This is a genomic window from Bradyrhizobium sp. AUGA SZCCT0283, assembly GCF_018130385.1.
Taxonomy (GTDB): Bacteria; Pseudomonadota; Alphaproteobacteria; order Rhizobiales; family Xanthobacteraceae; genus Bradyrhizobium.
This window is the reverse complement of sequence record NZ_JAFCLU010000022.1, coordinates 60,582-82,917: the sequence shown is the minus strand read 5'-3', so window position 1 is coordinate 82,917 and position 22,336 is coordinate 60,582. Positions and strand designations below refer to the sequence as shown.

Here is a 22,336-nt window from a genome sequence, read left to right as displayed (position 1 = left end):
TCCCGATAGGCTACAAAGGCTTCAGAACCGAAACAGGGAGAACGACCATGACAGCCAGCATCGTCGGATGGGCGCACACGCCGTTCGGCAAGTTCGACGCCGAAACCGTCGAAAGCCTCGTGGTGAAGGTTGCGACCGATGCACTGGCCGACGCCGGCATTTCCGCCGAGGACGTCGACGAGATCGTGCTTGGCCATTTCAACGCCGGTTTCTCGCCGCAGGATTTTACGGCCTCGCTGGTGCTGCAGGCCGACCCGAAGTTGCGCTTCAAGCCGGCCACGCGCGTCGAGAACGCCTGCGCCACCGGCTCGGCGGCGGTGCATCAGGGCATCCGGGCGATCGAAGCGGGGCATGCGAAGATCGTGCTGGTGGTCGGCGTCGAGCAGATGACGCGGACGCCCCCGGCCGATATCGGACGTTACCTCCTGAAGGCGTCCTATCTGCCTGAGGACGGCGACACCGTCGGCGGCTTTGCCGGCGTGTTCGGCAAGATCGCGCAGGGCTATTTCCAGAAATATGGCGACCAGTCGGACGCGCTGGCGATGATCGCGGCCAAGAACCACAAGAACGGCGTCGCCAACCCCTATGCGCAGATGCGCAAGGATTTCGGCTTCGAGTTCTGCCGCTCCGAGAGCGAGAAAAACCCGTACGTCGCAGGCCCCCTGAAGCGCACGGATTGTTCGCTGGTGTCGGACGGCGCCGCGGCGCTGGTGCTGACGGATTCGGAAACCGCGAAGACGATGGGCAAGGCGGTGAACTTCCGCGCCACCGCGCATGCGCAGGACTTCCTGCCGATGTCCAAGCGCGACATCCTGCAGTTCGAAGGCTGCACGGTGGCTTGGCAGCGCGCGCTGGCGCAGGCCGGCATACAGCTCTCCGATCTGTCCTTTGTCGAAACCCATGACTGCTTCACAGTCGCCGAACTGATCGAATATGAAGCAATGGGCCTGACGCCGCGCGGGCAGGGCGCCCGCGCCATCAAGGAAGGCTGGACCCAGAAGGACGGCAAGTTGCCGGTTAATCCGTCCGGCGGCCTGAAGGCCAAGGGCCACCCGATCGGCGCTACCGGCGTCTCCATGCACGTGATGAGCGCGATGCAGCTCGTCGGCCAGGCGCCCGAGGGCATGCAGCTCAAGAACGCCAGGCTCGCCGGCATCTTCAACATGGGCGGCGCGGCGGTGGCGAACTATGTCTCCGTGCTGGAGCCTGCGAAGTAGCCGCGAACGTGCTATCGTAGGGTGGGCAAAGCGCAGCGTGCCCACTACCAAGGATGTCGCTGTCGATGGTGGGCACGGCGCAATCTCGCCTTTGCCCACCCTACATATCGGGCCTGCCTGCGGCAGCCACTTCCGGAGCGTGCATCATGAGCAACGAAAGTTCGTTGTCACTGGCAGAACTCAACGATCGGATCAGGATTCTGGAAGACAACATCCGGCAGCTGATCGAACAGGCTGCCGCCGCTTCCGGCGAACGGAACGAAGCCCGTATCGCCGACCGGCTCAGCCAGCAGAACGAGGAACTGGAAAGGCTGACCCAGGAACGCGACGCAAGGTCGAAGAAGTAGCGGCTATCGGGCGCGCATACGCCCATACCCCGGGCGCGCCTTGATCTTGGCAGGCGCCTGCCGCTACTAGGGTCCCCAGAATAACGCGGGCTAAGGATGGCCGCATATCGGGGAGCAGGCTGATCCATGGGACCATTGGCGGGCATTAAGGTCATCGACATGACGACCGTGCTGATGGGGCCCTATGCCACCCAGATGCTCGGCGATTACGGCGCTGACGTCATCAAGGTGGAATCGCTCGATGGCGACGTGACGCGGCAGATCGGGCCGACCCGCCATCCCGGCATGGGGCCGGTGTTCCTCAACACCAACCGCAGCAAGCGCTCGATCTGCCTCGATTTGAAGAATCCTGCCGGGCGTGACGCCGTGCTGCGGCTGATCAAATCCGCCGACGTGCTGGTCTATAATGTGCGCCCGCAGGCAATGGCGCGGCTGAACCTCGGCTATGACGTGGTGTCGGAAATCAACCCGCGGCTGATCTATGCCGGCGTGTTCGGCTTCGGCCAGGACGGGCCCTATGCGGCAAAGCCCGCCTATGACGATTTGATCCAGGGCGCGACGGCGTTGCCGGCGCTGATGGCGCAGACCGCCGACGGCGTGCCGCGCTATGTGCCGAATGCGCTGGTCGACCGTATCGTCGGGCTCACGGCGGTGGGGGCGATCTGCGCCAGCTTGGTCGATCGCAACCGTACCGGCCGCGGCCAGCGCGTCGATATCCCGATGTTCGAGACCATGGCCGGTTTCGTGATGGGCGATCACATGGGCGGTCTCACCTATGAGCCGCCGCTCGACAAGGGCGGCTATGCCCGCCACCTGTCGCCGGACCGGCGGCCGTACAAGACCTCGGACGGCTATATCTGCGTGATCGTCTACAACGACAAGCAGTGGCAGAATTTCTTCGATGCCACCGGCCGTGACGACCTTCGCGTCCACCCGAAATTCGCGACCTTCGCCGGCCGCGCCACCAATATCGACGTGGTCTACGCCGAACTGGCGCGCATCCTCGAAACCAAGACCACCGCGGAGTGGACTGCTATCCTCGAGAAGGCGGACGTACCGGTCATGCCGATGCATGATCTCGAAAGCCTGCTTGGCGATCCCCACATCGTCGCGACCGATTTCTTCCCCGTCGTCGATCATCCGACCGAGGGCCGCATCCGCAACATGCGGCCTTCGGCGCGGTTTTCGGAAACGCCGGTGGAAACGAAGCGGCTGGCGCCGCGCCTGAGCGAGCACAGCGCGGAAATTCTTCGCGAAGCCGGCTTTTCGCCGCACGAGATTGCGGCGCTGGTGCGCGATGGCGTCACCAAGGCCGCGTCAAACACGTAAGGACGAGATAGATGGATTTTGCGCTGTCGGCCAACCAGGAATCGATCCGCGACGCGGTCGGAAAAATCTGTTCGCGTTTCGACGATGCTTATTGGCTCAAGAAAGACAAGGAGGGTGGTTACCCCGCTGACTTCCACCGCGCACTGGCGGACGCCGGCTGGCTCGGCATCTGTATCCCCGAGGAATATGGCGGGTCGGGGCTCGGCATCACCGACGCCGCAATCATGATGCGGACGATTGCGGAATCGGGCGCCGGCATGTCCGGCGCGTCCGCCGTACATATGAATGTGTTCGGGCTCAATCCCGTGGTCGTTTTCGGTACCAAGGAGCAATGCACGCGCATGCTGCCGCCGATCATCGACGGCCGGGATAAGTCGTGTTTTGCGGTGACCGAACCCAACACCGGGCTGAACACCACGCAGCTAAAGACCCGCGCGGTGCGCAAGGGCGACAAGTACGTCGTCAACGGCCAGAAGGTCTGGATTTCCACCGCACAGGTCGCCAACAAGATCCTGCTGCTGGCGCGCACCACGCCGCTGGAGGAAGTGAAGAATCCGACACACGGCCTCAGCCTGTTCTACACGGACTTCGACAAGCAGCGCGTCACCGTGCACGAGATCGAAAAGATGGGCCGCAAGCCTGTCGATTCCAACGAACTGTTCTTCGAGAACTTTGAGATCCCGGTCGAGGACCGCCTGGGCGAGGAAGGCCGCGGCTTCGAATATATCCTGCACGGGATGAATCCCGAGCGCATCCTGATCGCGGCGGAGGCGGTCGGTCTCGGCCAGATCGCGCTGTCGCGCGCTGCGGCCTACGCCAAGAACCGCATCGTGTTCAACCGCCCGATCGGCATGAATCAGGGCATCCAGCATCCGCTGGCCAAGAACTGGATCGAGCTGGAAGCCGCGTGGCTGATGGTGCTCTCGGCCGGCTGGCAATACGATCAGGGCATGCCATGCGGCCCGGCCGCCAATGCCGCGAAATATCTCGCAGCCGAAGCCGGTTTCCACGCCTGCGAGCAGGCTGTCATGACACATGGCGGATTTGGATACGCCAAGGAGTATCACGTCGAGCGGTATTTGCGGGAGTCCCTGATTCCGCGCATCGCGCCGATCAGCCCGCAGCTCATTCTCAGCTTTATCGCCGAGAAGGTGCTCGGTCTGCCCAAGTCGTATTGAGAAACAAACGGCCATGAGCTTCATCACCGGCGTCGGGCTGACGTCCTATGGCAAGCATGAAGGATCGTCCTCGCTCGATCTCATGAGTAAGGCGGCCGAGCTTGCCATTGCCGATGCCGCGCTGAAGCGATCCGAGATCGACGGCATTCTCTGCGGCTACAGTACAGTGTCGCCGCACATCATGCTGGCGACCGTGTTCGCCGAGCATTTCGGCATTCAGCCATCCTATGCACACGCCGTCCAGGTCGGCGGCGCCACAGGTCTCGCCATGACCATGCTGGCGCATCATCTGGTCGACGCCGGCGTCGCACAACATGTGCTGGTGGTCGGCGGCGAAAATCGCCTCACCGGGCAGAGCCGCGACGCCTCGATCCAGGCGCTGGCGCAGGTCGGCCATCCCGATTACGAGGTGACGCTGGGACCGACGATTCCCGCCTATTACGGCCTCGTCGCGTCGCGCTACATGCACGAATATGGCGTGACCCAGCAGGACCTCGCCGAATTCGCGGTGCTGATGCGCGCTCACGCCGCGACCCATCCCGGCGCGCAGTTCCACGAACCGATTACGGTTGCCGACGTGATGGCCTCAAAGCCGGTGGCCATGCCGCTCAAACTGCTGGATTGCTGCCCGGTGTCTGACGGCGGCGCGGCGTTCGTGGTCAGCCGCGAGCCGACCGGCCCGGCCGGCATTCGCGTGCGCGGTGCTGCGCAGGCGCATACCCATCAGCACGTCACGGCCGCGCCCGCGTTGAGCGAACTCGGCGCCGAGATCGCGATCGCCAAGGCGAAGGCCGCGTCCGGCGTCGCGATATCGGATGTACGTTACGCCGCCGTCTACGACAGCTTCACCATTACGCTGGCGATGCTCTTGGAAGACCTCGGCCTTGCCGGGCGCGGCGAGGCGGCCGCGCGGGTGCGGGCAGGGTATTTCGGCCGCGACGGCGCCATGCCGCTCAACACCCATGGCGGGCTCCTGAGCTACGGCCATTGCGGCGTCGGCGGCGCGATGGCGCATCTGGTCGAGACACATTTGCAGATGACGGAGCGCGCCGGCCCTCGCCAAGTCCGCGATGCGTCGGTCGCGCTGCTGCACGGTGACGGCGGCGTATTGTCGTCGCATGTCAGCATGTTCCTGGAGCGGGTGCGATGACCGACAAACTCGCCGACTGGACCAAGGGGGCCGAGGCCATCGTCTATCAATCCTGCGGCTCTTGCGGGAACGTGCAGTATTTTCACCGCAGCTTCTGCGCCATCTGTGGCGCGCCCGATCCGGTGGAGAAGCGCGCCAGCGGGGCAGCGACGGTCTATGCGACGTCGCTGGTGTGCCGCGCCGCGACGCCGGAGACGCGCGCGCATGTTCCCTACAATATCGTGCTGGTCGATGCGGCCGAGGGGTTTCGCATGATGGCCCACGGCGACAACGATCTTGCGATCGGTGACAAGGTCATCGCAAGCTATCGGCCGTTTGCGGGAAGGCTGGTCCCGTATTTCGAGAGGATAAAGTGAGCTTTGGACATCAAATGCTCACGCAGCGAAGCAAACCCAGATTACGCGGAACGGTGAAAAATCCGAGTTGCTTCGACGCGTCAACATTCAGTGCCAGTAGAACACAACGCTGGCGATGACGAGCATCGCTGTTACCGCCAGCATCTGCGCAAGTGCTTCCGAGGCCGCCTTCCTGGTGGCTTCCTTCATGCCTAACTCCCTAGACTTGGGCATGAGTCATCCTTGCCCGTGAAGGCCTGATGAACTCAGTTTGGTTTTACTCGGAACACCCCGCGACGAGTATTCGCTCCTTTGAGTCCCCACTCAGCGAATATCGACAGTCCTGAGAATCGACCAGCAATGAGGCGGCAATTTGGCTCGCTCGTAGCCGGTTTGTGCACGAGAGAGGGAGTTTTTTGGCGCGACCGGAACGGCTTGGACGCAGGCCCGAGCCTGTGCCGGTAGCATTTCGGCGGTTGATCAGCCTCCTGCTGCAGTGCATGATCCCGCTGTCAACAAATCAGAAAATCCCCAAACCCCAAGGTGATGAATGGCCCGCGTCGAATACAGCGATCCCGCCAAACACAACGACCGCACCCGCGAATTGCTGGGTAAAAACCGCAATGCCAACATCTTCCGGATGATGGCGCATTCGCCGAGCTACCTTGAACAATACTGCCGGCTGGGCGGGGCCATCCGGCACAAGGGCGAGCTGGACCCGATCGTGCGCGAGCTCGCCATCACTCGCACCGGCATCCTGTGCGAGGCGCCCTATGAAATCGTCGCCCACAAGCGGATCGGCAAGAACGTTGGCGTCACCGACGAGCAGAACGAGGCGCTGGAGAACTGGGAGGCGGCGTCATGCTTCAACGAAGTGCAGCGGGCTGCGCTCGCCTTCACCGATGAAATCGTCAGGCGTCACAAGCCGACGGACGCGACCTTCAACGCGATTGCCTCGAAACTGACGCCGGCTGCATTGGTCGAACTGCAGCTCTCGGTCGGCTTCTACATCATGACGTCCAAGTTTCTGGAAACGTTTGCCATCGATCTGCAGCCGGTGACGGAAGTCGTAGGCTGAACTGCGGCGTTCTCAGCTCGCAGGCCCGTATCGTCGTAGCGCCTCCAGTGTCAATCCTTTGCCGACGGCGCCGAAGATGTCACCTTCGACGACTCGCGCCGACGGCACGGCCTTGGTGATCGCCTTATGGACATGAGCGAGTTTCACCGAGCCACCGGTCAGGAACACGGCGTCGATGTTACCGGGAGCTAATCCCGCCTGAACGAGGCAGTTGTTGATTCGCGCCGCGATGCGATCGGCCAGCTGCTTTGTATGGCTGACCAGATCGGGGCGGCTGATATCAGCGCCAAGACCGGGGGTAACCCACTCCAGCGGGATGTCCGCCCGACGCTTCTCGGACAGGGCGATCTTGGCGTCTTCGACTTCCATCGCCAGCGTATGGCCGCGCTGTTCGTGCACCACGCGTATCAGCCGGTCGAGGAGTTCCGGCTCGCTGGCCTCCTGCCGCACCTGGCGGATATCGGCCATCACGCGCGGCTCATACATGCGGTTGATGCTCGACCAGGTCGCGAGGTCGTGGAAGTAGCTCGACGGCACGTCAAGCCCGGGACGCTTCATGGCGCTGCGGAATCCGAACAGCGGCATGACCACGCCGAGGCTGAGCTGACGGTCGAAATCGGTCCCGCCGATGCGTACGCCGTCATTGGCGAGAATATCGGCCGCGCGATCGGCCTTGCCGTGACGGTCGGGCCCCAGCCGCACGATCGAGAAGTCGGAGGTGCCGCCGCCGATATCGGCGATCAGTGCCACTTCCTCCGATGTGATCTGTCGCTCATAGTCCAGGGCCGCGGCGATCGGTTCGAACTGAAACGTGACCTCGTCAAAACCGATCCCCCGCGCAATTGTCAGCAGGATGTCCTCCGCCTTGCGATCGGCGTCCGGCGCATTGTCGACGAAGTGAACCGGCCGGCCGTGGACAACATTGCGCAGTTCATGGCCGGTGGTCTGTTCCGCGCGGCGTTTGACCGCACCGAGGTAATAGGCGATCACGTCGCGAAAGCTCACGCGTTCGCGTCCGAGCCGGGTGGTTTCGTCGATCAGCGAGGTTCCAAGCACCGACTTGAGGCTCCGCATCAGGCGGCCGGGCGCACCTTCGACATAGGCTTCCACAGCCCTGCGGCCGATCAGAGCACCACCGTCGACCTCATAGAAGATTGCGCTGGGAATCGTGGTCTGGGCCGCCTCCAGCGCCACCAGAACCGGCGCCTGGCCCTCGATGGTGCCAAGCGTCGTGTTCGACGTTCCGAAATCAAGGCCGCAGATCGACATGGGCACTCCGGGAGGGAGCGTCCGTTTACACATAACAACGCCATCGATCCACCTTTATCTCGCCTTTTCATCCCGACGGGTGCTTCATATCTGTTGCGTTGCCCGGTGAGCGCCCATCCACAGATCAATTTGTTTCCGCGGACGCCTTGATGAAATAATCCGCGATGGTCCATAAGCGACCTCCCGGCGGCGGCCGGCGATTCACCAGCCCTGATGGTTTTGAGGAAGATTTGGCGTGGCAAATATCAATCGACAGATCGCGCAAGAGCTTGGTGTTCGCGAAGAGCAGATCTCGGCGACAGTCGAATTGCTCGACGGCGGCGCCACCGTGCCGTTCGTGGCGCGCTATCGCAAGGAAGTCACCGGCGGGCTCGATGACGCGCAATTGCGCACTCTGGAAGAGCGGCTGACTTATTTGCGCGAACTCGAGGAGCGCCGGGTCGCTATCCTCAATTCGGTCCGCGAGCAGGGCAAACTCGACGCCGCATTGGAGGCCGCCATTATGGCGGCCGACAGCAAGGGGCGTCTGGAAGACATCTATTTGCCGTTCAAGCCGAAGCGCCGCACCAAGGCCGAGATCGCCAAGGAAGCCGGGCTCGAGCCGTTGTCCGAACTGTTGCTGACGCAACCGCAGAACGATCCGCAGGTGGTGGCCGCGACCTTCGTCGACGCCGAGAAGCAGGTGGCGGACGTCGCCGCGGCGCTCGAAGGCGCGCGTGCGATCCTGGTGGAGCGCTTTGCCGAGGATGCCGATCTGATTGGGCGCTTGCGCGAGGAGATGTGGTCGAACGGGGTGATGACATCCACCGTGCGCAAGGGCAAGAAGACCGAAGGTGAGAAGTTCAAGGACTATTTCGACTACAACGGAGCCCTCCACAAGCTGCCGTCGCACCGCATTCTCGCGCTGTTTCGGGGCGAGAAGGAAGAAATCCTCGAGTTGCAGATATTGCCCGATGCGCAAGTCCCGGTCGCCAACGTGCCGAGCGCGTATGAACTGAAGATCATGCAGCGCTTTCTCATTTCCGATCAGGGCCGCCCGGGCGACCGCTGGCTGATCGAGACCGCACGCTGGGCCTGGCGCACCAAGATCCAGGTGCATCTCAACATCGACCTGCGGATGCGGCTGTGGACGGCGGCGGAGACCGAGGGCGTGCGGGTGTTCGCCTCGAATTTGCGCGACCTGCTGCTGGCGGCGCCGGCCGGCGCGCGCGTGACCATGGGGCTCGATCCCGGCTATCGCTCCGGCGTCAAGGTCGCCGTCGTCGACGCCACCGGCAAGGTGGTTGCGACCACCGCGGTCTATCCGCACGAGCCACAAAGACAATGGGATGCGGCGCTGGCGACGCTGGGCAAGCTCGCGGTCGCGCACCGCGTCGACCTGATTGCGATCGGCAACGGCACCGCCTCGCGCGAGACCGACAAGCTGGCGACCGAACTGGTCAAGCTTTTGCCGGACCTGAAGATGTCGAAGATCGTGGTGTCGGAGGCGGGCGCTTCGGTCTACTCCGCCTCGGCCTTTGCGTCCGAGGAATTGCCGGAACTCGACGTCACCTTGCGCGGCGCGGTGTCGATCGCACGGCGCCTGCAGGATCCGCTGGCCGAACTGGTCAAGATCGATCCGAAGGCGATCGGCGTCGGGCAGTATCAGCATGACCTCGGCGAAACCAAATTGGCGCGCTCGCTCGATGCCGTGGTCGAAGACTGCGTCAACGCCGTCGGCGTCGATGCCAACACGGCTTCCGCGCCGCTGCTGGCGCGGGTGTCGGGCATCGGCGCCGGGCTCGCGCAAAGCATCGTGCAGCATCGCGATGCCAACGGGCCGTTCAAATCGCGCAAGGCGCTGAAGGAGGTGCCGCGGCTGGGACCAAAAGCGTTCGAGCAATGCGCGGGCTTCCTGCGGATCAATGATGGCGAGGATCCCCTCGATGCGTCCGGCGTGCACCCCGAGGCCTATCCCGTGGTGCGGCGGATTCTGGCGGCATCCAAGAGCGACATCAAGGCGCTGATCGGCAATGCCGAGATCGTACGCCAGTTGAAGCCGCAGGCCTTTGTCGACGAAACGTTTGGTCTGCCCACGGTCACCGATATCCTGCGCGAGCTCGAAAAACCTGGCCGCGACCCGCGTCCGGCCTTCAAGGCCGCGGTGTTCAAGGAGGGGGTCGAAGAGATCAAGGATCTCAAGCGCGGCATGATCCTGGAAGGCACCGTCACCAACGTCGCCGCCTTCGGCGCCTTCGTCGATATCGGCGTGCACCAGGACGGTCTGGTCCACATCTCGGCGATGTCGAAGAACTTCATCAAGGACCCGCGCGAGGTCGTGAAGCCGGGCGACATCGTCAAGGTCAAGGTGCTGGAGGTCGAGGTCGCCCGCAAGCGCATCGCGCTGACGCTGCGGCTCGACGACGAAGTCGGCGCCAAGGGCCCCAAGCTGTCGGAAAGCAAGATGCGCGAGTATTCCAAGGCGTCGATGACGTCGTCGTCACCGGGCAAGGCGCAGGAGCAGGGCGGCGCACTGGCCGAAGCCCTGCGGCGGGCGGCTGAGAAGAACGGGCGGGGCAAGGCGGGGACGTAGAGCAGGCGTTCGGGCTTTATCCTTCGAGACGCATCGCTTTCGCGATGCTCCTCAGGATGAGGTCCTACAGTTCGCAGGATGAAGTCTTTGACCCTCATGGTGAGGAGCACGGCAACGCCGTGCGTCTCGAACCATGTGGCCCGGAGATTAGCTCGGCGTCAGCAGGTTCAGCTTGGCGTTGGCGAGGATCAGGCGATCGGCCAGCAGTTGCGCGAGGTTGCGCATGATCCGTTCGCCGGCGCGCGGATGCTGCTTTCGGAATCGCTCGAAATCGCGCAGCGGGATTTGGTAGGCGGTCGCGGCCATGTCGGCGAAGACGTCGGCCGAGCGGCGCGGCTCCAATAGCGCCATCTCGCCGAACGGCATTCCGGCCGTCAGCGTCGCCAGGCGGATGCCGTCGGGCAGGGTGACATGCACCACGCCGCTCCTGAGAAAGAACATTGAATCGGCGGGATCGCCGGCGGCGATGATCTTTTCGCTGGCCTGATAGGTCCGGATCGAAGCGAGCGAGGCGAGATCGGTCAGTTCCTCGTCCGTCAGCCCCGCCAGCAGCGCCTGTTCGGAGAGTTCGGTCGTCTCGAAGAAATCGATCGCGCCGCCGTAACGATAGACCACCTGATCTTCCGCCCATTCGATCGCGGCATCGAGCAGGTAGTAGTTGCGGATGTTACCGAGGCCTTCTGTCCATTCCCCGATCATCTTCCATTCCGGCGACGACCGCCTGATGCCGGACAGGATCACGGTGACATGATAGGCCGCGAGCTCGCGGAATTCCTCGGCGAGCAGGCGGGTGCCGGCGCGGGTCATGGCCGTGACGCGGCGCAGGTCGAAGATGACGAGCTGCGGCCGCGGCTTGGCCGCCAGCTGGCGCGAGACGTAATCGACATTGGAGAACGACAGCGTGCCCACCAGTTCGATGACGCGAACGTCCTGGCGGTGCGCGGCCAGGATGTTCTGTTCATGTGCGCGCCGCACGCGCCGCGACGGGCTGTTGCCGATGTCGTAATCGGCGATGATGCTGTTGCGCGCATCGTCGCTGCGATTCAGCATATGCAGGTCGTAATGCGATGACAGCGCCTCGCAGACCTTGATGCCGCGCACGCTGTTGCCGTGCTTGTCGAGTTTCGGCGAATAGCTGCCGAGCCCGAGCCGCGCCGGCAGCGCCGCGAGGATGCCGCCGCCGACGCCGCTCTTGGCGGGGATGCCGATCCGGTAGATCCATTCCCCGGCGTAATCGTACATGCCGGAGCTCGTCATGACGGAGAGCGTCCGCGAGATGGCATAAGCGCTCAACACCTGTTCGCCGGTCACGGGATTGATGCCGCGGTTGGCGAGGGTGGCCGCCATGACAGCAATATCGCGCGCCGTCACCAGGATGGCGCATTGCCGGAAATACACTTCCAGCACGGCAGCCACGTTGTCCCGGATCACGGCATTGGTACGCAGCAAATAGCCGATCGCGCGGTTGCGGTCACCGGTGGCGCTTTCGGAAGCATAGACGGCGTCGTCGACGTCGAGATCGCGCCCGGCAAACCGGCCCAGCGCCTGACGGATATATTCGAACGCGGCGTCGCCCTTGGCCTCGTGGATCAGGCCGGAGCAGGCGATCGCGCCGGCATTGACCATCGGATTGAAGGGGTGGTTTTCGCCATTGAGGCGAATCGAGTTGAAGGGATCGCCGGACGGTTCGACGCCGATCGCGCTCTCGACCCGCGCCGCACCCAGCGTGTCCAGCGCCAGCGCGAACACGAAGGGCTTTGACATCGACTGGATGGTGAAGGGAATCTGGGTGTCGCCGACCTCGTAGACATGGCCGTCGAGGGTGGCGAGGCTGATGCCGAAATGGGCCGGATCGGCCTTGCCGAGTTCAGGGATGTAATTGGCGACCGCGCCGCTGGTCTCAGTTGCGAATTCGGTGTGGCACGCATTCAGGAACCGCAGCAAGGGCGGTTTCGAACTGGTCCAGGCAGCGGGGCTGGCGTTAAGCGGAGGAGGCGATTGTTTCATCGCCTCCTCTTGTGCAACGCAATCAGGGCGCGCGCAACTGGTCCGGCACCAGGGTCTGGCGCCGTATCAGGACGAGTGCGACCAGCACGGTCGGGATCAGGATCGCCAATCCGAGGGACGTGATCTGCCATTGCGACAGCGGCATGATGCCACCGCCGGGCGTCGCCACCACGAAACCCCCGATCACGAGCAATACGCGCAGCGGCCATTCCAGCGCGCCTGCGCCTCTGAGGTCGCCGACAAAAGCCTGATAGCCCTGGATGCCACCGCAGATGAACAGCGTGCCGAAGCCAGCCAGCGCCATCAGCCCGAGCCCTTCCAGATACGGGTTTGGTCCCTGCAGCACCAGCGCCGGGTTCAGCACGAAGAAGAACGGAATGAAATAGATGATGCTGCCGACCCACATCGATTCCCATCCCGTCTTCATCGCCGGCGAGCCGGCAATGCCGGCCGCGGCAAAGGAGGCGATCGCCACCGGCGGCGTGATCGAGGACAGCATGCCCCAGTAGAAGATGAACATGTGCACGGCCATGCGGTTGAGACCGAGCTTTTCCAGCGCGGGCGCCACCAGGATGGCGAGGAAGATGTAGCAGGCCGTGGTCGTCAGTCCGAGCCCGAGAATGAGGCTGGTGATGGCGCACATGCCGAGCAAGAGCAACGCATTGTCGCCGGCGATCCGCAACAGATCGTTGGCGAGGCTGGAGACCACACCGGTCATCGAGAACGCGCCGATCAGAAGCCCGCAGCCCGCCAGGATGCCGACCAGCTCGACGAAGGTGCGTCCGTTGACCTCGAGGAACTTGTTGATGGTCGCGAGCGTCCAGCGCGTGTCCTTGGAGAAAAGCTGGTTCAAGACCAGCAGCAGCGCGGTCGCGTAGAACGGCGCGTGGCTCTCGCGCTTGAAATACAGCAGCATCACGATCAGGAGCGCGATGACGAAAATGTAGTACCAGCCGGCCTTGATCGTGTCCCACACTTTCGGCAGCTCGGCGCGCGGAATGCCTTTCAGCCCGTGGCGCGCGGCGTAGGAATCCACCTGCATGAACAGGCCGATGTAGTACAGCGCCGCAGGAATGATCGCGGCGAGAGCGACGTCGGCATAGCTGACGTTGAGGAACTGGGCGATCACGAACGCGGTCGCACCCATCACCGGCGGCGCCAGCACCGCGCCGGTCGACGCGCAGGCCTCGATCGCGCCGGCATAGGAGGCGCGGAAACCGCTCTTCTTCATGACCGGAATGGTCATGGTGCCGGCGGTCAGCACGTTGGAAATGATCGAGCCGGACATCATGCCGAGCAGCCCGGAGGCCAAGATGCAGACCTTTGCAGCGCCGCCCCGGAAGGTGCCGCACAGCGCAAAGGCGATGTTGATGAAGAATTTTCCGGCGCCCGTCATCATCAGCGCGGTGCCGAACACCAGAAAGCCGATCACGGTGTCGGCGAAGGCCTGGATCGGAATGCCGAGCAGGCTTTCGCCCGACAGCACGTGATAGGACGTTGCCTGTTCGAGCGTTGATTCGGTACCGCGGAACGGTCCCAGCCATTTCGCGTCGGCGAACAGGGGATAGGCCGTAAACGGCAGCACGCTCAGCAGCAGGCTCCAGCCTCCCGTGCGCCGCAACGCCTCCATCAGCACCACCCACATGATGACGCCGGCGACGATGACGGTCGTCGGCGCACCGCCGAATTCCCAGCCGGCTTCCGCCGCCTTGCGGACGCTGCGCATCAGGAGAATGGCGCAGGCGAAAGTGGCGACAAAAAGCAGGATGTCATACCAGGGAATTCGATCGAGCGGCGCGCTCTCGGTTCCTGGAAAGATCAGGAACGTGAACGGCAGCATCAGCGCGATCAGGAGATAGAAATACTCGGTGTTGAGCTGCGTGTAGCCGAGGAAGAAGCGCAGCGAGAATTGCTGGTTGATGCACAAAAGGATGGTGACCGCGGTCGCGACCACCAGTGCCCAGCGCCACGCCCCGTGCAACGTTCGCACCCGCGTGACTTCGGCTTCCTGCATGTTGGCATGCGGGTCGTCGAATACAATTCGCGTTGCAGGCGCGGCTGCGCTATTGCTCGCAGAAGGTGACATCATTTCTCCCGAGACGGTGTTCGCCTTCGACTTGAGCGAATAGGGCTTTCTATTGTTCAAAGCCGTTCGGCATGCTGGCTTTGGTCAGCGCCGCGGCGCGCGCCTTCATCCAGCCTTCGAGAAAGGCCTTGTCGTCGGATGGCGGATTGGACTTGCCGTAGTCCGCCCATGCAGCCGCCAAAACCTGCTGACGCTTGAGCAATCCCTTGTTGTGGGCTTCCTGTTCGTCGGTCCATTGCCCGGCTTCCTTCAGCGCCCTCGCGGCGCCTGGATGCACCGGGACCACCCAGTTCTTGGTCTGGCGGTCGGCCGCAAGGCCGCTCGCGCCCGGCGCGGAATCCTTATACGCGTCGTAGCCCGTGATCATCGCCTTGGTGATGGCATAGACATCGTCGGCGGCCAGCGATCCATAAGACACGAAGATCGGGTAGGGGTAGTTGCCGAGCTCGATTGGCTTGTCCTTGCTGATGCCGGCACCGCAGGTGGCGACGTGCGGGAAGAAGAACGAGCCAACCTTTCTCACGCGCTCCCAGCCGGCCTTGTCGCCGGGGGGCAGGGGCGGCCAGATGATGCCGCGCGGCGATGTCTCGAGTTCCTTCGCCGGGCCGGTGATGGTGGTGGCGAAGGCGGCATCGACGTCGTTGTTGATCATGCCCTTCCACATCGCGCCATAGCTCGAGAATTCGACAATCTTGACGTCGCTTTGCTTGAGGTCGCCGAACGCCAGGATCGCGAGTGCGTTCTGGTTCAGCGCGGGCGAACCGACCACGAAGCCGACGCGCTTGCCCTTGAGCTGCTTGATCTCGGTCACGCCGGTATCGCGGGCGACCCCGAGGGTTGCGGCGTTGCAGTCGACGGTAGACAGCACCAATTGCAGGGCCTGCGGACCCCATTCCTTGGTGCCGAATTCGAACACGCCTTCCTGAGCGAAATAGGAGCCGGAACCCATCGCGGACATCGCCGCGCGCTTGGCGCGCAACGGCGCCAGTCGCGCCACGTCGTTGCCGGCGGGCAGCACGCGGACATCGGTGCCGTATTTGTCTTTCATCATCTTGCCGATGCCGACGGCGATGTTGAAGCCCGCGGTGCCGGTGTCATAGGCGGTGACCACCATGGTCGGCGGCAGTTTTACATCTTCGGCGTATGCCGCGGGTATGGCCAGCAGCGAGATGCTTGCAAGGGCGATTGGCGCGAACGCCTTCAAGCGATGAATCATAGTTTTCCCCTCAGATGGTTTCGCGATGCGAAATTCTCTCGTTAGCATTGATCATGTCATCGGCTGCTTGTGATGGCAACGTTAGGTACGCATACGACAACATCTGAGTTGGACAGATTGTCGCGGAGCTCGTTCGAGGAAAGCTTATGCCGTGATCTGGTTAAGCTTCGATGATCGCAACGACCTGTCCTTCGGCGATGACGTCGTCGAGTTCGACCAGGATAGCCTTGATTCTTCCTGCCGTCGTCGACGTGACCGGAATTTCCATCTTCATGGCTTCGACGAAAGCAATCTCGTCACCGTCGCCGACATTGCCGCCGGTTGTGACGGGAAGCGCGCACACGCGGCCGGCGACTTCGGTGACGATCTTGATCTCTGGCATTTCCGTTCTCCGGGGGACCGTCTGACGGACAGGTGTCCTCGCGAACGGCTTTTTGTTGTGGCCGCAGATTGCCTGAGGTAGTTTGTTCTGCAAGTGGAATTTTATTCCGCAGGGCGGAATGGAGCCGTAAAACATGGGAAGACGCTCGGAACGGCTTAGCAAGCAGGGAATGCTCGCCAGCGATCTCGCAGGCGAGGGTGATGTGATCCAGGTGGTGTCGCGGGCGTTCGACGTCCTGCGCTGCTTCGAGGGTCATGAAGCGAGACTGGGCAATCTGGAAATTTCCAGCCGCTGTGGTCTGCCGCGGTCGACGGTATCGCGGCTCACGCACACGCTGACGCGGATGGGCCAGCTCGTTTATCTGCCGCGCGACCAGAAATACCGGATCGGTCCAAGCGCGGTGGCGATGAGCACCTCGATGATGAAGGGGTTGCAGCTTCGCAATCTGATCCGGCTGCGACTGCAGGACGTTGCCGATCAATTGCCGGGCACCGTCGGCTTCGTGATTCCCGATCGCTATCATCTGGTCTATCTCGAATTCGCGCGTGCGGCGAACGCGCTCGGCCTGCACGAAGGCACCGGCAGCCGCATCTCGATGACGAGCACCGCGGCCGGCTTTGCCTACACCGCCGCGCTCGATACCGACGTCGGCGACGCCTTGATCGCCGAAATGGAGCGCGAGATCCCGGGAAATTCGGGATTGTTGAAGTCGCGCATCGAAGACAACCGCCGCCATTTGCGCGAACACGGCTACGTCGTGGGCTGTGGCACCTGGAGCCCGCATATCAACGGTTGCGCGGTGCCGGTGTGGTCGCCGCAATATCAAACCTTCGTCGTCGCGACGATCGGCCTGCTCTCCGCGATGTTTGATGAGAAGCGGTTGCACAGGGAAGTGGCGCCGCAGATGCTTCAGCTCGGTGTTGCGCTCGGCAGCCTGCTCGAAGGCGCCGAGGGCGACATCTTCGCCAACCGTATCGAAAGAAAGCCGCTTCCGGTACCGACCCATAATAATAACAAGATCATCAAGACGGAGGATACGAATGAACTGGAAGCCGGAGCTCGACGACCTCGCTCGGCGCGAAGCGTTCGCGCGCGAGATGGGAGGCGTTGACAAGGTCAAGCGCCAGCATGACCAGGGCCGGCTCACGGTTCGTGAGCGCATCGACGGACTGATCGACAAGAATTCCTTCCACGAGATCGGCGCGATTTCCGGCATCGCCGAATATGATGAAAACAGCGAACTCAAGCACCTGACGCCGGCCAACTGCGTGTTCGGCCGCGGCAAGATCGACGGCCGCACCGTGGTCGTGGTCGGCGACGATTTCACGGTGCGCGGTGGGTCGGCGGATGCCTCGATCTCGGCCAAACCGCTGATGGCCGAGGAAATGGCGCACGATTTTCGCCTGCCGATCATTCGCGTGATCGAAGGCTCAGGTGGTGGCGGCTCGGTAAAGACGATTGAAACGCGCGGGGCGGCCAATCTGCCCGGCGGGGTCGGCGGCACACGCTGGTACTGGTTCACGATCGCGAACATGGCGCGCGTGCCCGTGGTGGCCCTCGGGCTCGGTTCGGTCGCGGGCCTTGGCGCGGCGCGGCTTGCGGCGAGCCATTATTCGGTCATGACCAGGAATTCCGCGATGTTCGTCGCAGGTCCGCCGGTCGTGAAACGCCTCGGCCAAGATCTGACCAAGACGGAACTTGGCGGTGCCGATATCCAGACCCGCGCGGGCGGCGTCGATGATGCCGTCGATACCGAGGAGGAGGCGTTCGAACGCGCGAGGCGTTTTCTGTCCTATCTGCCGTCATCGGTGTACGACCTGCCGCCGACGACACCCTGCACGGACGATCCGGAGCGCGCAGAGGAATCGCTGTTGAAGGCGGTGCCGCGCAACCGCCGCCAGGTCTACAAGATGCGTCCGATCATCGACGCCGTCGTCGACAAGGGCTCGTTCTTCGAGGTCAACGCCAATTTCGGCCGGCCGGTCATCACCGGGCTTGCCCGGCTCGAAGGCCGCGCGGTGCTGCTGCTGGCCAGCGATCCCTTCCACTATGGCGGGTCGTGGACGGCGGAGGCGTGCCAGAAGGTGGTGCGCTGGGTCGACTTCGCCGAGACCTTCCATCTGCCGGTCGTGTATCTCATGGATTGCCCCGGCTTCATGATCGGGCTCGAGGCCGAGAAGTCGGCGACCATCCGTCACGGCGTGCGCGCGATGGCGGCGGTCAACCAGAGCACGGTGCCCTGGTGCACCATCATCGTGCGCAACGCGTTCGGCGTGGCTGGAGTCGTGCACCAGCCGGCCAACCGCTATTCGATGCGCTATGCCTGGCCGTCGGCCTATTGGGGCTCGCTGCCGCTGGAAGGCGGCATCGAGGCGGCCTACCGCGCCGACATCGATGCTTCGGATGATCCGGCTGCGAAGCTGAAGGAGATCGAGAATCGCCTGAACAAGCTGCGTTCGCCGTTCCGCTCGGCCGAGAAATTCTGGGTCGAAGAGGTCATCGATCCCCGCAAGACGCGCGCGCTATTGTGCGAATTCGCGCGGCTGGCGGAACCGATCCGCAACGTGGGTCCGCCATCCAACATGTCGACGCGGCCGTGAAGATGCGAGTAGCGAGTAGAGAGTCGTAGAGTGGGCAAAGCGAAGCGTGCCCACCATTCTGTGCCGACGAGGAAAGATGGTGGGCACGGCGCAAGTGCGCCTTTGCGCACCCTACGATCGCATCACGCCGCCGCCGCTTTGGCCGTCGGCCGCGAGATCGCCAGCACGATCAGCGCCGCGACCACACAGAGCGCACCGGCGACGAAGAAGGCCGGTAGATAGGTTGCCAGTACTGTTCGCGACAGGCCGGCGCCGAAGGCCGCGACACCCGCGCCCAGTTGATGGCCGGCAAAGATCCAGCCGAATACGAGGTTGGCGCGTTCGGGACCGAAGCGCTGGGCGGTGAGCCGCACCGTCGGCGGCACCGTTGCGATCCAGTCGAGCCCGTAGAACATCGCGAACACGGACAGGCCGTAGAACGAGAAGTCGGTGAACGGCAGGAACAGCAGGGACAGGCCGCGCAGCCCGTAATACCAGAACAGGAGCCAGCGGTTGTCGTAGCGGTCGGACAGCCAGCCGGAGGCGATGGTGCCGACGAAATCGAAGATGCCCATCGCCGCGAGCAGGCTTGCCGCCTGCACTTGCGGAATGCCGAAATCGAGGCACATCGGAATCAGGTGAACCTGGATCAGGCCATTGGTGCTGGCGCCGCAGATGAAGAAGGTGGCGAACAGGATCCAGAACACGCCCGACTTCGAGGCATCGCGGAGGGTGCCGAGCGCCGCCGCCATGATCGGCGTGTTGTTGGGGGGAGGCGCCGGCAGCGGCTCGGTGCCTTCGTCGCCGAATGGCCGCAGGCCGACGTCGCTCGGCCGGTCGCGCATGACCATCAGCACGGCGAAGGCGGCGACGCCCAGCATGACGCAGACCAGCGCCAGCGCGATCCGCCAGCCGTATCGATCGGTGAGACTTGCCAATAGCGGCAGGAAGGCGAGCTGTCCGGTGGCGACGCTCGCGGTGAGGATGCCGACCACGAGGCCGCGCCGCGCCACGAACCAGCGTGCGGCGATCGTGGCGCCCAGCACCAGCGCGGTCATGCCGGTGCCGAGCCCGATCACCACGCCCCACAGCAGCATCAGCTGCCAGACCTGCGTCATCGCCAGCGACGCGACGAGGCCGGATACGACGATCAGCAGCGCCAACAGCGTGATGTTGCGCAGCCCGTAGCGGTTCATCAGCGCAGCGGCGAAAGGCGCCATCAGGCCGAACAGGATGAAGCGGATCGACAGCGCCGAGGAAATCTCCGCCGTGGTCCAGCCGAATTCCTTCTGCAGGGGCACGATGAAAACGCCGGGCGCGCCGACGGTGCCCGCTGATATCAGGGCGGTGAGGAAGGTCACGCCGACCATCACCCAGCCGTAATGGATGTTGTGGCGGGCGAGGGTGGCTGACAGCCAGTTCGAGATCATTGGGCCTCGGGGGATTTCAGAGGGAAGATTTGCTTGGTTTGGCTTACGTATTCTGACGTGATGGTCGTCTGACGTGAATGTCGTACTTCCCTCATTTCAGGACGTGACGAGACAGTGCTGGCGCCATGATCGATCCGCGCGAGCGTCAGTCTCATCATTGGATTATGTCTATAATATTATATGCGGCGGGAATCGCAACGGATCATCCCATGAAAAATCTCGCCGCTCGCATGAGAGAAATTGATCGATCGGCGCTCTGAGAGCGGGGATTGCCGCGGACAGTCGCTATTCCAGCCCGTCGAGCGCGGTTTCGATGGCCTTCCGGAAGACCGCGATGTCGCCGAGCTCATGGCCGAGCACCAGTGCAAGCCGGGTCAGGAACAGCGCTTCGCGCGCAGGCCCGGCCTGATCGATTGCGGTTGCCAGCGCCTCATAGGCGGTTTCGAAGTCCTCGAACGGCATCGCGCTCATGGCATCTCGCTTCCCAGGCAAAGGCCTGCGGTTTTCAGGATCTCGCCGGGAACGACGGCCTTCCATCGCCCGGCAATGTGCAGGTCGGGCCGCAGCAGATAGAGCGTGCCGGGCGCTGCGGCGAACACGCGGGCGATTTCGCCGTCATTATCCGTAATGGTTTTCGCTTCGGAGGCAGAGCCACGTGACGTGACCAGCACCGGAACGAAGCGCTTGTCGATCCGGCCGAGTTGCGCGAGCAGCGCCACCTGTTCGGCGGTCGGCTGCCCCTCGCAGAACAGGATCGCCGTCATGCCGTTGCCAGCGCGATCCAGCAGATAGCTTCCATCGGCGAGCCCAGCGTTCGGCGCGACGCTGCCGCAAGGAGGGCCGCCGGCAAATTCGGCGTCGCGCCCGGCATAGGGCGTCAGCAGGCTTTCCGAATAGCTATAGGGCTGCATCTGGCGCGGATTGGCGAGCCCTCGCGGAAACGCGTGCTTCAAACTGAGCGACAAAGCCGCTTCGCGCGCCAATCGCCAGCCGCGTGTCGGCGGCGTCATGAAGCGCGTGCTCTTGGTGGCATTGGCGAAGACATCGAGCGTGGCGCCGCGCCGCTCCGGCGAATAGCTGTCGAGCAGCCGCTCGTCCGCCTCGCCATGGAGCACGAGCGCGAGTTTCCAGCCGATATTTTCGGCATCCGCGAGGCCGTTGTTCAGTCCGCGCACCCCGAAGATCGGCACAATATGCGCGGCATCGCCGATGAAGAAGACGCGGCCGTGGCGATAATCGTCAAGGCAGAGCGTGTTGGCGGAATAGACGCTCCACCATTCCAGTTCCCACGGTTTGGCGTGGCCGATGTCGGCAAGGATCGCGCCGACGCGGGCGCGGATGCTTTCTTCTTTCAGGGCATCTGCCTCGCTCTCGCCTTCGCGAAGCTGGTAATCCACGCGCCAGATATCATCCGGCTGCTTGTGGATCAGCACCGTGCCGCCGGGATTGCCGGCCGATTCGAAAAAGGCGCGGCGCTCGGTCGGAAAATCGTGATCCATGCGGATATCCGCGATTACATACCGGCCTTCGTAATTGTCGCCCTTGAGCCGCAGGCCAAGCATCGATCGGACAGGCGAACGCGCGCCGTCGGCGGCAAGCACATAATCGGCATCGAGCCGATAATCGCCCGCTGGCGACGAAATCCGGACTGATACGCCATCATTGTGAGGCTCGATGGCCGATAATTCGCTCTGCCAGCGCATGTCGATCAGGTCGCTCGTCGCGACCGCATCGTGCAGGAATTTTTCGATGTATTGCTGCTGCAGATTGTACATCGGCAGATATTTTTCGCCCGGCGGTTGCGGCATCTCCAGCCGGAAAATCTGCTCGCCGCGATAGTAGCTGCGGCCGAACCGCCAGCCGAGCGCCTTTTCGACAAACGGCGCGACCGCGCCGATCCGTTCCAGGATATGCATGCTCGGCCGCGCGATGCAGATCGCGCGGCTGCCGTCATTAAAGGTGTCCTTGCGTTCGATCAGCACGCTCCTGATGCCGTAGCGCGCCAGCACCAGCGCGGCCGTCATGCCGATCGGGCCGGCGCCAACGATCAATACCGGGTGCCTTGGCGTGGCGCCGTCAAGTTCAGGAACGCGCCGCGCCGCAAACCTCGGATAGTCGAAGTAGAGCGACTCCAGCGCTCCCTTGCCGGCAGGTCTCATGC

The 22,336-nt window shown here is 63.3% G+C and carries 18 protein-coding genes; 10 read left to right on the top strand and 8 right to left on the bottom strand.

The annotated features are described in order from the left end of the window. The first annotated feature begins 47 nt into the window (after window positions 1-47). From JQ624_RS26555 to JQ624_RS26525, 7 genes are all read left to right on the top strand, one after another. A complete protein-coding gene (locus tag JQ624_RS26555) occupies window positions 48-1,217 on the top strand; it encodes an acetyl-CoA acetyltransferase (protein WP_212421866.1) in 1,170 nt (389 codons plus the stop codon). Window positions 1,218-1,363: 146 nt separating this feature from the next. Beyond that, window positions 1,364-1,564 carry a hypothetical protein gene (locus JQ624_RS26550; protein ID WP_212421865.1) on the top strand — a complete coding sequence of 67 codons (201 nt, stop codon included), beginning with the start codon at window positions 1,364-1,366 and terminating at the stop codon, window positions 1,562-1,564. A 126-nt stretch (window positions 1,565-1,690) separates the two neighbouring features. Beyond that, on the top strand, window positions 1,691-2,893 hold the full coding sequence (locus tag JQ624_RS26545; RefSeq protein ID WP_212421864.1) for a CaiB/BaiF CoA-transferase family protein: 1,203 nt from the start codon (window positions 1,691-1,693) through the stop codon (window positions 2,891-2,893). A gap of 11 nt (window positions 2,894-2,904) precedes the next feature. Beyond that, on the top strand, window positions 2,905-4,071 hold the full coding sequence (locus JQ624_RS26540) for an acyl-CoA dehydrogenase family protein (protein WP_212421863.1): 1,167 nt from the start codon (window positions 2,905-2,907) through the stop codon (window positions 4,069-4,071). A gap of 13 nt (window positions 4,072-4,084) precedes the next feature. After that, complete coding sequence (locus JQ624_RS26535; protein WP_212421862.1) at window positions 4,085-5,221, top strand: thiolase family protein; 1,137 nt, start codon at window positions 4,085-4,087, stop codon at window positions 5,219-5,221. Beyond that, the gene (locus JQ624_RS26530) at window positions 5,218-5,577 is read left to right on the top strand and encodes a Zn-ribbon domain-containing OB-fold protein (RefSeq protein ID WP_212421861.1); all 360 of its coding nucleotides are present in this window, start codon (window positions 5,218-5,220) and stop codon (window positions 5,575-5,577) included. Before JQ624_RS26535 ends, JQ624_RS26530 begins: the two co-directional genes overlap by 4 nt. A 529-nt stretch (window positions 5,578-6,106) precedes the next feature. Continuing rightward, the gene (locus JQ624_RS26525; protein WP_212421860.1) at window positions 6,107-6,634 is read left to right on the top strand and encodes a carboxymuconolactone decarboxylase family protein; all 528 of its coding nucleotides are present in this window, start codon (window positions 6,107-6,109) and stop codon (window positions 6,632-6,634) included. Between the two features lie 12 nt (window positions 6,635-6,646). Here JQ624_RS26525 and JQ624_RS26520 read toward each other — a convergent pair whose 3' ends face one another. Then, on the bottom strand, window positions 6,647-7,903 hold the full coding sequence (locus tag JQ624_RS26520; RefSeq protein ID WP_212421859.1) for an Hsp70 family protein: 1,257 nt from the start codon (window positions 7,901-7,903) through the stop codon (window positions 6,647-6,649). Between the two features lie 235 nt (window positions 7,904-8,138). On the opposite strand from JQ624_RS26520, the gene JQ624_RS26515 reads away from it, so the two are divergent. After that, complete coding sequence (locus tag JQ624_RS26515; protein ID WP_212421858.1) at window positions 8,139-10,475, top strand: Tex family protein; 2,337 nt, start codon at window positions 8,139-8,141, stop codon at window positions 10,473-10,475. Between the two features lie 147 nt (window positions 10,476-10,622). On the opposite strand, the gene glsA is transcribed toward JQ624_RS26515, so the two are convergent. From glsA to JQ624_RS26495, 4 genes are all read right to left on the bottom strand, one after another. After that, on the bottom strand, window positions 10,623-12,482 hold the full coding sequence (gene glsA, locus JQ624_RS26510; protein ID WP_212421857.1) for a glutaminase A: 1,860 nt from the start codon (window positions 12,480-12,482) through the stop codon (window positions 10,623-10,625). Between the two features lie 22 nt (window positions 12,483-12,504). Continuing rightward, a complete protein-coding gene (locus JQ624_RS26505; protein ID WP_212421856.1) occupies window positions 12,505-14,568 on the bottom strand; it encodes a TRAP transporter permease in 2,064 nt (687 codons plus the stop codon). Between the two features lie 49 nt (window positions 14,569-14,617). Further along, the gene (locus JQ624_RS26500) at window positions 14,618-15,784 is read right to left on the bottom strand and encodes a TAXI family TRAP transporter solute-binding subunit (protein WP_212421855.1); all 1,167 of its coding nucleotides are present in this window, start codon (window positions 15,782-15,784) and stop codon (window positions 14,618-14,620) included. Between the two features lie 160 nt (window positions 15,785-15,944). After that, window positions 15,945-16,166 (bottom strand): acetyl-CoA carboxylase biotin carboxyl carrier protein subunit, encoded by a 222-nt coding sequence (locus JQ624_RS26495; protein WP_212421854.1) that lies wholly within the window; start codon window positions 16,164-16,166, stop codon window positions 15,945-15,947. 133 nt (window positions 16,167-16,299) lie between these two features. Between JQ624_RS26495 and JQ624_RS26490 the strand changes: the two genes are divergently transcribed. Both JQ624_RS26490 and JQ624_RS26485 read left to right on the top strand, forming a co-directional pair. Next, window positions 16,300-17,277 (top strand): IclR family transcriptional regulator, encoded by a 978-nt coding sequence (locus tag JQ624_RS26490; protein WP_212421853.1) that lies wholly within the window; start codon window positions 16,300-16,302, stop codon window positions 17,275-17,277. Further along, entirely contained in the window at window positions 17,207-18,766 is a 1,560-nt protein-coding gene (locus JQ624_RS26485) for an acyl-CoA carboxylase subunit beta (protein ID WP_212421852.1), read from the top strand. Before JQ624_RS26490 ends, JQ624_RS26485 begins: the two co-directional genes overlap by 71 nt. 122 nt (window positions 18,767-18,888) lie before the next feature. Here the strand turns inward: JQ624_RS26485 and JQ624_RS26480 are convergent, their stop codons facing one another. From JQ624_RS26480 to JQ624_RS26470, 3 genes are all read right to left on the bottom strand, one after another. Further along, window positions 18,889-20,175: an MFS transporter gene (locus tag JQ624_RS26480; protein ID WP_212421851.1), complete on the bottom strand. Its 1,287-nt coding sequence runs from the start codon at window positions 20,173-20,175 to the stop codon at window positions 18,889-18,891. A 285-nt stretch (window positions 20,176-20,460) separates the two neighbouring features. Further along, entirely contained in the window at window positions 20,461-20,646 is a 186-nt protein-coding gene (locus JQ624_RS26475) for a DUF2783 domain-containing protein (protein WP_212421850.1), read from the bottom strand. Then, entirely contained in the window at window positions 20,643-22,334 is a 1,692-nt protein-coding gene (locus tag JQ624_RS26470; RefSeq protein ID WP_212421849.1) for an FAD-dependent monooxygenase, read from the bottom strand. The genes JQ624_RS26475 and JQ624_RS26470 overlap by 4 nt, the downstream gene beginning before the upstream one ends. Between the last annotated feature and the right edge of the window lie 2 nt (window positions 22,335-22,336).